Here is a 13,543-nt window from a genome sequence, read left to right as displayed (position 1 = left end):
ATGGATTTTTTAAAGCAGGGACTGTGCCAAAACTTTAAGTGTCTGAAATGATTAGTAAAGTTTTGGGTCAACCCAAGAAAGATGATTACAAAAATGTATTTTTGCACTTTTTTGTCGTATGTAGCTGGGGCGTAAATTACAAAAAGGTTAAATCTGTCTTTGGTGATGGTCTAAATGGCGAGAGTAAATTACAAACGTCGTCTATTATATTAATGATGGTAATAAAATAAAGAAAGTTGTTGACAATTTTTTCAGGACCCGGTTAGGTTACAGCCATGCAGACTTTTAACACCCTAGGCACCGGCCTCTCATATTTTTTCTACTTTTTTTATTTTTGGTGCACCCACGCTTGTGGTCTGGTGGAGGTTTGCTCGTTGGAAAAGTAGAAACGAAATAAAGCAAACGACCTCTACAAAAGGGCCGCAGGCGAGTTATCGCCGGCGGCCCTTTTTTTTTATTCGGGTCGCCATAAAGGGAAGCGGATCTTGGAGAACTTAGAGGCAAACTTCAGGAGAAATTAAAATGCAGATTGGTAAAAGTGTAAGAATGGAACGGATCATTAACCGCAATACAGGTCGGTCCATAGTTGTTCCCATGGACCACGGTATCAGTGTCGGCCCGCTCAAGGGACTGCGCAATATGCGCCGGGCGGTTAACGATATGGTCAAGGGCGGAGCCAATGCCGTGCTTATGCACAAAGGTCTTGTCCGCTGCTCTCACCGAGAAGAAGGTGGCGACGTCGGCCTTATTGTTCATCTTTCCGCATCCACCTGTCTTTCCCCTCTTCCCAATAAAAAAACTCTGGTCGGTACTGTCGAAGACGCACTTCGTCTTGGTGCGGATGCCGTATCCGTCCATGTAAATCTCGGTGATGAATCCGAAGCCCAGATGCTTTCCGATCTCGGTGAAGTTGCTTCCGCAGCTACCAGCTGGGGTGTTCCGGTACTGGCCATGGTTTACGCACGCGGCCCCCAGATCAAAGATGAATTCGATCCTGAAGTTGTGGCCCACTGCGCCCGTGCAGGTGAAGAACTGGGTGCCGACATCGTAAAAGTTCCCTACACCGGGGATATTGAATCTTTCAAAACCGTGGTCGAAGGCTGCTGCATTCCGGTTGTTATTGCCGGAGGACCCAAGCTTGATTCCACTCGCGACTTCTTACAGATGGTTTCCGATTCCATCGAAGCTGGCGGAGCCGGACTTTCCGTTGGTCGCAATGTTTTTCAGCATGAAAACCGCGTGAAACTGATGGAAGCCTTGCACATGGTTGTTCACGAAGACGAAACTGTTGATAACGCTCTCGCCCACATCGGTGAATAGTTGCCAGTATCTGGTTTAAATTTAGGAAAAGGAAAAATGAAAAAAATTATATTCAAAGCGATCCCGTTCGAAAAGAATCTTGTGAGTCTTGCTCTTGAATCGGGTGTGGACGCTATCCTGACCAGCCCGGAGCACAAGGAAACCATCGAGGGATTGGGCCGCGTTACCGTTATCACCCCGGAAGATATGCCCGAGGTTGCCATCAACGAAAAGGCTGACGAAGCTGTTGCGGTTGATCTTGACAAAAAAGGCAAAGATGTCTGCCTTTCCGCAGGTTGGGAAATTATCCCGGTTGAAAATTTGCTGGCCCAGATTGATTCACTGGCTCTCGAAGCTGAATCACTTGATCGCGCAAGGCTCGCTGCCAGCGTTATGGAGCGCGGCGCAGACGCTATCGTGGTTACTCCTGAAGGTGCTGCTGATCTTAAGCAGATTGTCGCTGAACTGAAACTTTCGCAGGGCAAGATGGAACTCCAGAAAGCAACCGTTACCAAAATCGAATCTGCCGGACTGGCTCACAGGGTCTGCGTGGATACCACCTCCAAGCTCAAGAAAGGACAGGGCATTCTGACCGGAAATTCTTCCGCCTTCACTTTTCTCGTGCATGCTGAAACCGAATCCAACCCCTACGTTGCCGCGCGTCCTTTCAGGGTGAATGCGGGAGCTGTTCATGCCTACGCGCTCATGCCCGGTGACAAGACTACTTATCTCGAAGAGCTTCGTTCCGGTTCCGAGGTTTTGGTTGTGGATAAAAGTGGTGAAACTTCCGTTGCAGTTGTCGGACGCAGTAAGCTTGAAGTCCGGCCCATGCTGCTCATCACTGCCGAGGTTGAAACCCCTGAAGGTCCGGTTTCCGGCAAGGTTTTCCTCCAGAATGCCGAGACCATCAGAGTTGTAAACGGTGACGGTGAGCCTGTAAGTGTGGTAACACTGAAAGAAGGCGACGAAGTTCTTTGCCGCATTGACGATGCCGGACGCCACTTCGGCATGCGCATCAAAGAAGAAATCTCAGAGGATTAATAGTAAAATGTCACAGTCCAGCAAAACAAATCTTGGCGACCTGCGGGTGGAAATTGATTCCCTCGACAGTGAAATTCTTGAGCTTCTCAACAAGCGTGCCGCTGCGTCTCTCGCAGTTGGAGCCATCAAAGCCGGATCTTCTGATCAGATTTTCAAGCCCTTTCGTGAACAGGAAGTGCTGCATGGTCTAATCAAGCGCAATCCCGGAACTCTCCCCCCTGAGCACCTTGAAGCAATTTATCGCGAAATTATTTCTTCTTCCCGCAGGCTGCAAAGGCCTGAGCGTGTGGTCTATCTAGGCCCCGAAGGGACATTTTCATATTTTGCCGGATTACAGCACATGGGACGTCAGGCTGACCTGCTCCCTAAAAACAATTTTGAAGATATTTTTGTGGCCGTATCCAAGGGCGAAGCCGACTTAGGCATCATCCCCCTTGAAAATTCGCTTAAGGGCACGGTCGGACAGAATGTTGATCTGTTCATGCGTTACCCGGTGTACATTCAGGCCGAGCTGTATCATCGCATCAGCCACGGTATTATGACCAAGGGTGCCGACATCAGCGAGATCAAAACTGTCTATTCACACTCCAAGGCACTAGAGCAATGCACCGGCTGGCTTCGGGCCAACATGCCCGGTGCAGAGCTCGTGTCTGTGGAATCCACTGCCAAGGCTGCTAAGATGGTTTCTGAAAGTGACGAGCCGGTTGCAGCAGTCGGTCATCTAAAGCTGGCCAATCTTTTTGGTCTGCATGTAGTAGCCGAAGCTATTGAGGATTTGCCCGACAACTGGACCCGATTCCTTATCATCGGGCCCAAGCCCGGACAGGAAGACAAGCGCGACAAAACTTCTCTGCTTTTCACCACCCCGGATCGGCCCGGTGCATTGGTTGAGGTCCTTAATGAACTTTCCGGGCACAGTATCAACATGACCAAGCTGGAATCCCGGCCCGCGCTCGGCGAAAAGTGGAAGTATATGTTTTTCGTCGATCTGCAAGGTGATCTCGGGGCCGAAGAGCATGAGTCGCTCATCGAAGATCTCAAGGCCCGCTGCCTGACTTTTAAAATTCTCGGCAGCTATCCAGCAGGGTCGCAAGACGGCAGTAAATTTTAAGTTTTTAATAAAGAATTTTTACTAGGCTTAATAAGCCAGGAATATATAAAATGACTTCTGAGAATGTGATCGTAATTAAAGCTCCATCATCCAAATCTTTGTCCCATCGGGCTTTGATTGCCGGGGCTTTGTCTGAAGGTTCCACTGTTGTTCTTGATCCTCTGGACAGTAATGACATCAACCGGACTATGGATTGTTTGACCACCATGGGTGCTCAGTTCAATATAGATGGTACTGCTACTACTGTGACAGGTATGGACGGTGGCCCCAAGGGCGGCGCAAAAGAACCTGCGGTTCTGGAAATGCGTGATTCCGGCACCACCTGCCGTTTGATCACTGCGCTGGCTGGCGCGGGTAAGGGTCTTTTCCGGGTGCAGGGAACCCCGCGCATGCATGATCGTCCCATCGGGGCACTTACCAGTGCGCTGGAATCTCAAGGCACCACGGTTACTTTTTCCGATAAAGATGGTTATCCCCCGGTAACCCTTGAAGCTGGCGGTTTCAAAGGTAAGGAAATGGATATTTCTCTTGAAGAATCCAGCCAGTACCTTTCCGGCCTGCTGCTCGGAGCACCGCTGGCGGATGATACTACCATCATTAATGTGACCGGTAAGAAAGCGGTTTCATGGCCTTATGTGGCACTGACCCTCAACGTAATGGAAGATTTCAGAGTAAAGTTTGAGGTTCAGCTTAAGCAGAATGGTGTATGGAAAAAGACCGATTGGAGAAAAGTTGAGAAGGTCACTCCCGGCGAAATCCGTTTTGTTGTCGAGCCTTCAAAGTTTGAGCGTGATGAATACCGGGTAGAGGGTGACTGGTCCAATGCTTCCTATTTTCTCGCAGCTGGTGCCGTAGGCAACAATCCTGTGAAGATTGAAGGAATGAACGTAAATTCCCTTCAAGGTGATCAGGCAATCATGTACATCCTTGAGTCCATGGGCGCTAAGATCGAAAGCGATGATCATAGTGTGACTGTCTATCCCTCACAGTTGCACGGCGTAGAAGTGGACATGGGCAAATGTCCTGATCTGGTGCCTACCGTAGCAGTGGTTGCAGCCTTTGCGGATAGCCCGACCACAATTACTAATGTAGCTCATCTGCGCATCAAGGAATGTGACCGCCTCGAAGCAAGTGCTGCCGAAGTCATGCGTGCGGGCGGAAAAGCTGAGATTACTGATGATTCCATCACCATTATCCCGGCTCCGCTCAAGAAAGGTGAGCGCATTGTTTTCACCACTTACGATGATCACCGTTTGGCCATGTGCACTGCGATTTTTGCCATGGCGGGCATTGAATCAATTCCCGCAGAACCGGGATGTGTAGCAAAATCTTTCCCCGGTTTTTGGGATGAATGGGAAAAAGTTAAAAAAGGAAATGGTTGTTAGCCATGGAGTGCGAGTTCGAAAAAATACATAGCGTAGCCGTCATCGGGTCCCGTGGACAGATGGGTGGTTTCCTTGCGCTTACTGCCGAACGAGCGGGAATGATGGTCTACCGTTTCGACACGCCACTCGATGAGGAAAAGATGGCCCGCCGTCTGCCCGATACCGATCTGGTGATCCTGTGCATTCCGGTGACGGTTATGGACGAGGTGCTGCCTGTCGTTATTCCGCACATGAAAAAAGGCGCAATTCTTTCTGATGTAGGCTCGGTGAAAGGCCGCCCGGTGCAGCAGATGACACGGTCTTATGACGGACCTGTGGTCGGGACCCATCCTTTGTTCGGCCCGGTGATTCCCACTGATTTCGAACCCACAGTAGCCCTTGTAGCCGAGCGCGAAGAGGATAGGCCTGCCATGCTGGCTGTGAAGGATTTTTTCGAACGTCTCAATTTCGGTGCTTTTGAATCTTCCATTGAAGAGCATGACAAGGCTATGGCTATGATTCAGGCCCTGAACTTCAGTTCCACAATTGCTTTTCTGGCCTGTTCACGGGAAATTCCCAATATCAAAAAATTCATAACCCCATCTTTCAAGCGCAGACTCGAATCCGCGCGCAAGATGGTCACTCAGGACAGCGATCTTTTCGGGACTATTACTGATGCCAATCAGTACAGTCAGGAAGCGACTCGTCTGTTCCGTTCTTTTCTTTCCCTAGCAGCAGCAGGTGATATGGATTTGCTTGCAGACCGTGCTTCTTGGTGGTGGCGTGACAACAATACCTAGGGAGAAGTGCATCTGAAAAAGATAAAGACCGCGTTCTCCCTGAACGCGGTCTTTTTTTTATATTAAAAATTGGTGTGAGCGATTACAATTAAAGATAAACGGAGAAATTTAAGATGAAGATTGAACTTACCCAGTACGGCAAATGGTTGCCTGCTGATACGCAAACTCCGATCAGTCTGTATCTAGGACTGGTAGGCGATGCGCCGGGGATTCTACTGGAAAGTGCCGAGGTTGATGGTAGGCTAGGACGATATAGTCTAATAGCCTGGGATTTCAGACTTAAACTTTCGCCCATGAACGGCAAGCTGTCTGTGGAATGTGCAGATTCCAGGCTTGCCGGGCTGGCAACTTATTCAGGTATGGATTTTCTGGAGGGAATGCGTGCGGTCATGAAGGCACTGCATTTGAATGCGCAGCCGGAAGTGGGTGAACTGCCTGCCCTGACCCGTGGTCTTTACGGAACTCTGGGTTACGGAATCGCCGGAATGCTGGAGCCGAAGCTCAAAGACAAGCTGCCTGCAGAAGATGCCGAGGTCCGTTTGGCACTGCCGGGTAAGGTTGTTCTTTTTGATCACCTCAAGCACAGCTGCTGCTTCTTATCCATAGATAAGGATGCTGAACTTGAATTCAGCCCTCCTGCTTTCGGTGCAACCTGCGCGCCCACCAATGTAGGTGATCCGGTGGCGGTTCCGGGTAAAGAAAAATATATGGAAGGGGTCCACAAAGTTAAGAATTTGATTGCCGAGGGCGAATGTATTCAGGTGGTTCTTTCCACTCGTTTTTCAGCACCTTTTAGCGGCAATTCTTTTGATCTTTACCGTAGACTGCGTCAGGCCAATCCTTCTCCGTTCATGTTTTATATGAAGTTCAGCCGTGAGGAAATCCTGCTCGGTTCTTCCCCTGAAGTTATGGCTCGCTGTGAAAAGGGCAGGTTGGAAGTTCGGCCCATTGCCGGAACCCGTCCGCGCGGTAAGGATGCTGCCGGGGATCGTAAATTTGCTGAAGAGTTGCTCGCTGATCCCAAGGAAATTGCGGAGCATGTCATGCTTGTCGATCTGGGTCGCAATGACCTTGGACGCATTGCCAAGCCCGGTTCGGTTTCCGTGGAGAAGTTCAAACAGATTGAATACTTCAGCCACGTTATGCACATCACTTCCTATGTGGAAGCTGATTTGCGTGACGACCACGATGCCATTGATGTGCTTCAGGCGACATTCCCGGCGGGAACTCTTTCCGGGGCACCCAAAATCCGGGCCATGGAAATCATTTCCGAGATTGAGGAAGTTCCGCGAGGTCCTTACGGCGGCTGCATAGGTTTTATCGGTCTGGATAAAGATACCGTGAACCTTGATACCGGAATTACCATCCGCTCCATGTGGATTCGTGACGGCAAATGCCATTGGCAGGCCGGGGCCGGGATCGTTTATGATTCCGATCCTGAAATGGAATGGAAGGAATGCAACAACAAAGCAAGGGTTCTCAAGGAAATTTTGCAGTCGGAGGGTGGTGATGTTTTTACTCGTGGATAATTTTGATTCGTTTACCTTCAATCTGGTGCAGGCTTTCCAGCAGCTAGGAGCTGATCCGCTGGTGCTGCGCAATGACCGCGAGGAAATCCTAGAGCTGGCCGAGTCCGGTAAGCTTGAGCGGGTCTGCCTTTCCCCCGGTCCCAGTACCCCGGAAAACGCAGGCCTTTCCCTTGAATTTTTGTCCCGGCTGCCCAAGGAAATCCCCGTACTCGGTGTTTGTCTTGGTCATCAGACTTTAGGTCATTTTGCAGGAGCATCAGTGGTGAGAGCCGGACGCATCATGCATGGCAAGACTTCCGACATTTATCACAAAAATGAAGGTCTCTTCACAGGCTTGGACAGCCCGTTCAACGTCTGCCGCTATCATTCCCTTGTAGTCAACGTGGATGAAGCACCGGACAAGCTGGAACTTACCGCATGGACAGATCAGGATGAAGTCATGGGCTTGCGTTACAAAGATCGTCCATGGGCCGGATTGCAGTTCCATCCGGAATCAATCCTCAGTCCGGATGGACCGAAGCTCTTAAAGAACTTTCTGGACGGAAAGATTTAAACTCTATCATTATATATAGAAGGAAATAAAAATGTCACAGATTATAAGCGAAGCCCTGACCGCTCTGTCGTCTGGTCAGGACCTGACCACCGAGCAGGCTGATGCGGTTTTCGAAGAACTTTTTTCCGGCGACATGACTAAAGCGCAGGCCGGAGCACTGCTCATGGGGCTGCGAACCAAAGGCGAGACAGCTGTTGAAGTTGCTGCGGGCGTACGCGCGGCCCTGCGTGAAGCCAAGTTGATTAAAGGCATCAATAGTTCGTGTATTGATACTTGCGGCACAGGCGGCGATGGCTCCAACAGTTTTAACTGTTCAACCGCTGTAGCAATTTACCTAGCCGATATGGGCTATCTGGTTACTAAACATGGCAATAGGGCGGTTTCATCTTCCTGTGGCAGTGCTGACGTGCTGGAAGATCTGGGTGTTTCGCTGGGCACTACAGTGAATGAAGCCCGCGATGTTCTGCTGCGGGACAAATTTGTGTTCATGTTTGCCCCCAATTACCACCCTGCCTTTGGAAAAATTGCCCCAATCCGTAAAGAATTGGGAATTCCGACCCTGTTTAACCTCATGGGTCCCCTGCTGAATCCCGCTCGTCCCACCCACCAGATTCTGGGCGTGGGCAGGCCGGAGATTCTGAGGCTTATGGCTGAAGTGCTGGTGCTGACCAATGTGGAAAAGGCTTACGTTATTCATGGCGCGGGTAACTTTGACGAGCTGACTCCGTTTGGTGTGAACGAAGCCATTCTGGTTGAAGACGGCAAACTGACTGAAGTACAGATTGATCCCGCTGCCTACGGATTTGCAGCAGCCAAACCCGAAGATGTGGCGGTTCAGGACCGTCCCGAAGCATTGGCGACTATTCGCAAAGTTTTGAAAGGTACTGCCCCGCAAGCCATGCTTGATATGGTTGCTCTGAATCTCGGTGCAGCCATATCAATTCTGGATGGTGTTTCCCTGGAAGAGGGTATGGAAAAATCCAAAGCCAAGGTCGCCAAAGGCGTGGACAAGGAATACTAGGCCATGCTTGATAAATTTAGAAAAGCAAAACAGGCCGAACTCGATATGCTTGCGCAGATGCAGGGTGAAGGAAAAAAGTTTACTCATTACGCGGGCGAGCGACTCTCTTTTGCCGATGCCATCCGCCGCGATGAAAACGGGCTGAAAGTCATTGCCGAGTATAAGCGTGCTTCTCCTTCAAAAGGTGACATCAACCTTGGGCTGAGCGCGGCAGAGGTTGCCAAGATGTACGCGGCTGGAGGTGCTTCGGCTATTTCCGTTCTTACGGAAGAGGAGTACTTCAAGGGTAGTCTTAGCTATCTTGATGAGATTAAATCCAGCGGATTGCCCATGTTGCGCAAGGATTTCCTTACCGACCTGATGCAGATTGAGCAGACTTTGGCTACCGCGGCGTCGGCACTACTGATCATTGTGCGCATGTTCGAGGATGACGGTTATCTCAAGGAGATGATTGAGCGCACCCATGCTGCCGGACTTGATGCGGTGGTTGAGGCTTTTGACGATGTTGATCTCAAAAGGGCCAAGCAGGCCGGGGCACGGATTATCCAGATCAACAACCGCGATCTTGATAACCTCGGCATCGATATGAACCGTTCCATTGAGTTCATTAAGCTTAAGGAAGAGGGCGAAATATGGATCTGCGCTAGCGGAATCAGTGAGCCGGAGGACTGCGCACAGATGAACGAGTTGGGTTACGATACGGTACTCATCGGAACCTCAATCATGTCCAGCCCGGACCCGCAGGCCAAGCTTGTCGCGCTGGTAGCCAGGGGCAGATCGTGAGTTTGCTGGTCAAGGTTTGCGGGATGACATCCGTAGAAGATGCAGCCATGTGCGAAGAGCAGGGCGCGGATTTTCTGGGATTTATCTTTCATCCCTCCAGCCCGCGCAATGTGGATGCGGATTTTGCCCGTTCTATCAAAACTGGCGGGGCAAAAAAAGTAGGCGTGTTCGTCAAGCAAAGCGCAGCGGAAGTTATTGAAATCCTGAAAAACGGTAGCCTTGATTTTGCGCAGCTTCACGGCGGTCAGAATGAAGAATTCTGCAAGGCCGTGGGCAAAGAGCGGGTAATCAAAGTGCTCTGGCCGCAGAAATATGAGTCGCTAAAAGAACTTCAGGCGGATATTGACCGTTTCGCTCCTTACTGCACTTACATGCTTTTTGATGCTGGTAAATCCGGCGGCGGGCAAGGGAAGTCTATGGAATTCGATGTGTTCAAAGATGTAACTATTCCGGTCCCGTGGTTATTGGCTGGAGGGCTTTCCGCAGAGAATCTGTCAGATGCTTTGAGCACAGCAAAACCGAACGGTGTTGATCTGAATTCCGGAGTGGAATCAGAGCCGGGTAAAAAAGATAAAAATAAACTGGGCGCGGCTTTTGCGGTCATGAATCGTTAGAAATAAATTGCCACATAACACGGCGAAGCCTAATAAAAAGTTTTGGGATTCTTAAACCCTTTTTCAAAAGGGTTTAAGGCCCCCGGCAGGGTCGCCGAAGGCATATAAAATAAGGATAAGATTATGAAACGTGGATATTTTGGAGATTTCGGCGGACAGTTTGTACCTGAACTGCTCATGCCTCCGCTGCTTGAGCTTGAAGAGGCCATGGAAAAAATCATGAAATCCGATGAATTCCAGCAGGAATTCACCCGCTTGCTGACTGATTTTGTCGGCCGTCCCACCGCACTTACTCATTGCGCAAATATCTCCCGTGAACTTGGTTTCAACCTCTGGCTCAAGCGTGAAGATCTCGCCCATACTGGCGCACATAAAGTTAATAACACAGTGGGGCAGGCCCTGCTGACCAAAATGATGGGCAAGCCCATGATGCTGGCTGAAACCGGGGCCGGACAGCATGGCGTGGCAACTGCAACCGCTGCCGCGCTGCTCGATCTTGAGTGCGAAATCTATATGGGCGCATTGGATGTGAAACGTCAATCTCATAACGTACGTCGTATGGAACTTCTCGGTGCTAAGTGCATTCCTGTGGAATCTGGAACTCAGACTCTTAAAGACGCGATCAATGCGGCAATGCGGGTCTGGATCGCCAATCAGCGCACCACCCATTACTGCTTTGGTACTGCTGCGGGAGCGCATCCCTTTCCTTTGCTGGTGCGTGAATTCCAGTCTGTCATCGGTCGTGAAGCCAAAGCCCAGTTCAAGGAAAAAACAGGTGAGCTGCCTTACATGGTCGTAGCCTGCGTGGGCGGCGGTTCCAATGCCATCGGTATGTTCCACGAATTTGTAGAAGAAGAATCAGTCAAGATTGTCGGTGTTGAAGCTGCGGGAACCGGGGAACCGGGTTGCACCAACTCCGCTCCTATCAACCTCGGAACACCCGGTGTGCTGCACGGCATGAACACTTTGCTGCTCCAGACCGAGGAAGGACAGATCCTGCCTTCACATTCCATTGCCCCCGGGCTTGATTATCCCGGCGTCGGTCCCGAACATGTTCATCTGCATGATATCGGTCGCGCCCAGTACGGCACGGTTAATGACCATCAGGCACTTAATGCATTTCAGATGCTTTGTCGCAAGGAAGGTATTCTGCCCGCACTGGAAAGTTCCCACGCAGTGGCATGGGTGCTGGAAAACCGGGATTCCATCCCCAAAGATGCAAACGTTATAGTCAACCTGTCCGGTCGCGGCGACAAGGACATGGGTATTCTTGAAGAATACCTCGCCGAGCACGGCAAATAGCAGGCTGTTGAAAAACAGCGATCTGCGTCGTTGCTTCAAAAAGTTCAAATTCTCACGTACGGGGAGTACGCTTCGGCCTTGAACTTTTCTCACGTCTAGCATCTCACCATTTTTGAACAGCCTGTGTTTTGTTTTTTCAACAGGCTAATGAGGGAAATATAAAATGAGTATTACCAAACTTGCAGATAAAATTAATGAAGCTAAAGCTGAAGGGCGCATCGGACTGATTCCGTTCCTGCCCGGTGGATATCCTAACCGTGAGCAGTTCTGGAAAGAAATCCTTGAACTGGATGAAAACGGTGCGGATGTAATTGAAATCGGCATGCCGTTTTCCGATCCCGTGGCGGATGGTCCAGTGGTCGAGGCCGCATCCCTCAAGTGCCTTGAGGACGGCATTAACCTGAAATGGATTCTGGCCGGACTTTCCGAGCATCGTGCCAAGATCGATGCCGGGGTGCTGCTCATGGGCTACTACAATCCGGTGCTGCAATACGGGCTGGAAAAGTTTGCCAAGGATGCACAGGCTGCCGGGGTCAACGGGCTGATCATAGCCGATCTTCCTTTTGAAGAAGGTGTGGAATTCCGTGATCTGCTCGCCAAACATGACATAGCGCTCATTCCGCTGGTGGGCCTCAATACCGAACCTGAACGTATGGCTCTTTATTCCAAGGGCGGCAACGGTTTCTGCTACTACGTATCAGTTCTCGGCACCACCGGGGGGACAGTTTCCATTCCTGAAGAAGTAAAAAAAGGTCTCGCCAAAGCACAGGATGTTTTTGACATTCCGGTTGCGCTCGGTTTCGGTCTCAAAGAACCTTCCCAGCTTAAAGAATTGGACGGGCTGGTAGATGCGGCGGTATTCGGATCTGCGCTGATTCGGCATATTGATTCCGGGAAGAGTAGTGCTGAATTTATGAAGGTTTGGAAGTAAGAATTGCCTCCGGCGGCCAGAGGAAAACCCTTTTGCAAAAGGGTTTTCCTCTGGACTCCTTTCCCAAAACCTTTTGATAGAGCTTCGCCGTTTTATTGGGCAGATTTGCTGTTAGCAGGAGAAATTATGAGTCAGGATGAATTTACCAGAAAGGCAAAGGAATGGGATAGTAACCCGGAACGCAAGCGCATTGCGGACGAATTTGCTGCTGAAGTGGAGCAGGCAGTTGACTTTACGGCTGAAAGCAAAGTTCTTGATTTTGGTTGCGGAACCGGACTGGTCGGCCTGCGTTTCGGTAAAAGAGTTAAGACTTTATTCGCACTAGATACCTCAGCAGCTATGCTGGATATGCTTAATGCGAAAATTCAAACTGAAGATTTCGGTAACGTGCGGGTCATCCCGGTAGCGCTCCACGAAGCGGGCATCCCGGAGGAATCGCTCGATGCGATCTTTACTTCCATGGCTATGCACCATGTTGAGGAACTGCCGGAAGTATTGGAGCTGATGGGAAAATTGTTGAAAAATGACGGACAGTTGGTAATCGGGGAACTCCTTCCCGAAGACGGCAGTTTCCATGGGGATAATGTTGTGCCGTACAATGGCTTTGAGCCGGAGGAACTGGCCGTGATGGTTGTTGAAGCTGGATTTTCTGCCGCAGAATATCATGAGCATGGCATCTACAACAAGCCCGATAAAGAAGGCGTTGTCAGACAGTACGGGACTTTTGTGCTGGTGGGGCGGAAGTAACTCCTACCCCTCCAAATACCCCCGCTCAACCATCCCGGCCGTATCCTTAAAGCAACCCATGGCGGTGAGCATGTGGGTGAATCCTAGCTTTTTATAAAATTTTTCCTTGCCCGGAACGGAGTAGAGGATAACATTGAGCGGCTTTAGCTTTTCCAGCATGGCGGTCATGATCTGCTTGCCGACTCCTTTGGATTGGTATTCCGGGAGGACGCAGAGGTCGTAGAGTGCGGCCTGAAATTCGCCGTCAGTGATGGCGCGGGCAAAGCCGATGAATTCATCGCCGTCCTTGGCAAAACAGACCAGCTCGCTGTTGGCTGCGGCCCGGGCCAGCTTTTCAGGATCACGTGTTCCTAATGGTGCTTTCTCGAATATTTCCGCTATTTTCTGCCAGTCTATATTTTCCAGTTCGAAGCTCAGGGTGATGTTCATCAAAACCTTCTTTTTCTAT

At 50.3% G+C, this 13,543-nt stretch carries 15 protein-coding genes; 14 read left to right on the top strand and 1 reads right to left on the bottom strand.

The genetic code is table 11. The annotated features are described in order from the left end of the window. Positions 1 to 47: 47 nt before the first annotated feature. The 14 genes from D0S45_15505 (at position 48) to D0S45_15440 (ending at position 13,095) form a co-directional block, all read left to right on the top strand. A complete protein-coding gene (locus D0S45_15505; protein ID TIH13201.1) occupies positions 48 to 230 on the top strand; it encodes a hypothetical protein in 183 nt (60 codons plus the stop codon). Positions 231 to 522: 292 nt separating this feature from the next. Next, a complete protein-coding gene (locus tag D0S45_15500) occupies positions 523 to 1,320 on the top strand; it encodes a fructose-bisphosphate aldolase (GenBank protein TIH13200.1) in 798 nt (265 codons plus the stop codon). Between the two features lie 36 nt (positions 1,321 to 1,356). Further along, positions 1,357 to 2,340 carry a 3-dehydroquinate synthase II family protein gene (locus D0S45_15495; GenBank protein ID TIH13199.1) on the top strand — a complete coding sequence of 328 codons (984 nt, stop codon included), beginning with the start codon at positions 1,357 to 1,359 and terminating at the stop codon, positions 2,338 to 2,340. A gap of 7 nt (positions 2,341 to 2,347) precedes the next feature. Beyond that, on the top strand, positions 2,348 to 3,451 hold the full coding sequence (gene pheA / locus D0S45_15490; GenBank protein ID TIH13198.1) for a prephenate dehydratase: 1,104 nt from the start codon (positions 2,348 to 2,350) through the stop codon (positions 3,449 to 3,451). A 50-nt stretch (positions 3,452 to 3,501) separates the two neighbouring features. Further along, positions 3,502 to 4,836: a 3-phosphoshikimate 1-carboxyvinyltransferase gene (gene aroA, locus D0S45_15485; protein TIH13197.1), complete on the top strand. Its 1,335-nt coding sequence runs from the start codon at positions 3,502 to 3,504 to the stop codon at positions 4,834 to 4,836. A gap of 2 nt (positions 4,837 to 4,838) precedes the next feature. Then, positions 4,839 to 5,615 (top strand): prephenate dehydrogenase, encoded by a 777-nt coding sequence (locus D0S45_15480; GenBank protein TIH13196.1) that lies wholly within the window; start codon positions 4,839 to 4,841, stop codon positions 5,613 to 5,615. Positions 5,616 to 5,728: 113 nt separating this feature from the next. Next, positions 5,729 to 7,144: an anthranilate synthase component I family protein gene (locus tag D0S45_15475; GenBank protein TIH13195.1), complete on the top strand. Its 1,416-nt coding sequence runs from the start codon at positions 5,729 to 5,731 to the stop codon at positions 7,142 to 7,144. Beyond that, positions 7,125 to 7,697, top strand: coding sequence for an aminodeoxychorismate/anthranilate synthase component II (locus D0S45_15470; protein TIH13194.1), 573 nt, complete (start codon positions 7,125 to 7,127; stop codon positions 7,695 to 7,697). The genes D0S45_15475 and D0S45_15470 overlap by 20 nt, the downstream gene beginning before the upstream one ends. 31 nt (positions 7,698 to 7,728) lie before the next feature. After that, the gene (gene trpD / locus D0S45_15465; GenBank protein TIH13193.1) at positions 7,729 to 8,718 is read left to right on the top strand and encodes an anthranilate phosphoribosyltransferase; all 990 of its coding nucleotides are present in this window, start codon (positions 7,729 to 7,731) and stop codon (positions 8,716 to 8,718) included. A gap of 3 nt (positions 8,719 to 8,721) precedes the next feature. Next, positions 8,722 to 9,501, top strand: coding sequence for an indole-3-glycerol-phosphate synthase (locus tag D0S45_15460; GenBank protein ID TIH13192.1), 780 nt, complete (start codon positions 8,722 to 8,724; stop codon positions 9,499 to 9,501). 23 nt (positions 9,502 to 9,524) lie between these two features. After that, complete coding sequence (locus D0S45_15455) at positions 9,525 to 10,115, top strand: phosphoribosylanthranilate isomerase (GenBank protein TIH13268.1); 591 nt, start codon at positions 9,525 to 9,527, stop codon at positions 10,113 to 10,115. 123 nt (positions 10,116 to 10,238) lie between these two features. Continuing rightward, a complete protein-coding gene (gene trpB / locus D0S45_15450; protein ID TIH13191.1) occupies positions 10,239 to 11,417 on the top strand; it encodes a tryptophan synthase subunit beta in 1,179 nt (392 codons plus the stop codon). Positions 11,418 to 11,580: 163 nt separating this feature from the next. Next, positions 11,581 to 12,348 carry a tryptophan synthase subunit alpha gene (locus D0S45_15445; GenBank protein ID TIH13190.1) on the top strand — a complete coding sequence of 256 codons (768 nt, stop codon included), beginning with the start codon at positions 11,581 to 11,583 and terminating at the stop codon, positions 12,346 to 12,348. A 126-nt stretch (positions 12,349 to 12,474) separates the two neighbouring features. Beyond that, positions 12,475 to 13,095 carry a class I SAM-dependent methyltransferase gene (locus D0S45_15440; protein ID TIH13189.1) on the top strand — a complete coding sequence of 207 codons (621 nt, stop codon included), beginning with the start codon at positions 12,475 to 12,477 and terminating at the stop codon, positions 13,093 to 13,095. A 3-nt stretch (positions 13,096 to 13,098) separates the two neighbouring features. On the opposite strand, the gene D0S45_15435 is transcribed toward D0S45_15440, so the two are convergent. Further along, entirely contained in the window at positions 13,099 to 13,524 is a 426-nt protein-coding gene (locus D0S45_15435; protein ID TIH13188.1) for an N-acetyltransferase, read from the bottom strand. Between the last annotated feature and the right edge of the window lie 19 nt (positions 13,525 to 13,543).

The organism is Marinifilum sp. JC120 (genome assembly GCA_004923195.1).
Lineage (GTDB): Bacteria > Desulfobacterota > Desulfovibrionia > Desulfovibrionales > Desulfovibrionaceae > Maridesulfovibrio.
The sequence above is the reverse complement of the archived record's forward strand: the minus strand, read 5'-3'. Positions and strand labels throughout refer to the sequence as shown.

Excerpts from the sequence above, each read along its gene's own strand:
- D0S45_15505 (TIH13201.1), top strand. The coding sequence starts at position 48 with ATGATTAGTAAAGTTTTGGGTCAACCCAAGAAAGATGATTACAAAAAT.
- D0S45_15500 (TIH13200.1), top strand. The coding sequence starts at position 523 with ATGCAGATTGGTAAAAGTGTAAGAATGGAACGGATCATTAACCGCAAT.
- D0S45_15495 (TIH13199.1), top strand. The coding sequence starts at position 1,357 with ATGAAAAAAATTATATTCAAAGCGATCCCGTTCGAAAAGAATCTTGTG.
- pheA (TIH13198.1), top strand. The coding sequence starts at position 2,348 with ATGTCACAGTCCAGCAAAACAAATCTTGGCGACCTGCGGGTGGAAATT.
- aroA (TIH13197.1), top strand. The coding sequence starts at position 3,502 with ATGACTTCTGAGAATGTGATCGTAATTAAAGCTCCATCATCCAAATCT.
- D0S45_15480 (TIH13196.1), top strand. The coding sequence starts at position 4,839 with ATGGAGTGCGAGTTCGAAAAAATACATAGCGTAGCCGTCATCGGGTCC.
- D0S45_15475 (TIH13195.1), top strand. The coding sequence starts at position 5,729 with ATGAAGATTGAACTTACCCAGTACGGCAAATGGTTGCCTGCTGATACG.
- D0S45_15470 (TIH13194.1), top strand. The coding sequence starts at position 7,125 with ATGTTTTTACTCGTGGATAATTTTGATTCGTTTACCTTCAATCTGGTG.
- trpD (TIH13193.1), top strand. The coding sequence starts at position 7,729 with ATGTCACAGATTATAAGCGAAGCCCTGACCGCTCTGTCGTCTGGTCAG.
- D0S45_15460 (TIH13192.1), top strand. The coding sequence starts at position 8,722 with ATGCTTGATAAATTTAGAAAAGCAAAACAGGCCGAACTCGATATGCTT.
- D0S45_15455 (TIH13268.1), top strand. The coding sequence starts at position 9,525 with ATGACATCCGTAGAAGATGCAGCCATGTGCGAAGAGCAGGGCGCGGAT.
- trpB (TIH13191.1), top strand. The coding sequence starts at position 10,239 with ATGAAACGTGGATATTTTGGAGATTTCGGCGGACAGTTTGTACCTGAA.
- D0S45_15445 (TIH13190.1), top strand. The coding sequence starts at position 11,581 with ATGAGTATTACCAAACTTGCAGATAAAATTAATGAAGCTAAAGCTGAA.
- D0S45_15440 (TIH13189.1), top strand. The coding sequence starts at position 12,475 with ATGAGTCAGGATGAATTTACCAGAAAGGCAAAGGAATGGGATAGTAAC.
- D0S45_15435 (TIH13188.1), bottom strand. The coding sequence starts at position 13,524 with ATGAACATCACCCTGAGCTTCGAACTGGAAAATATAGACTGGCAGAAA.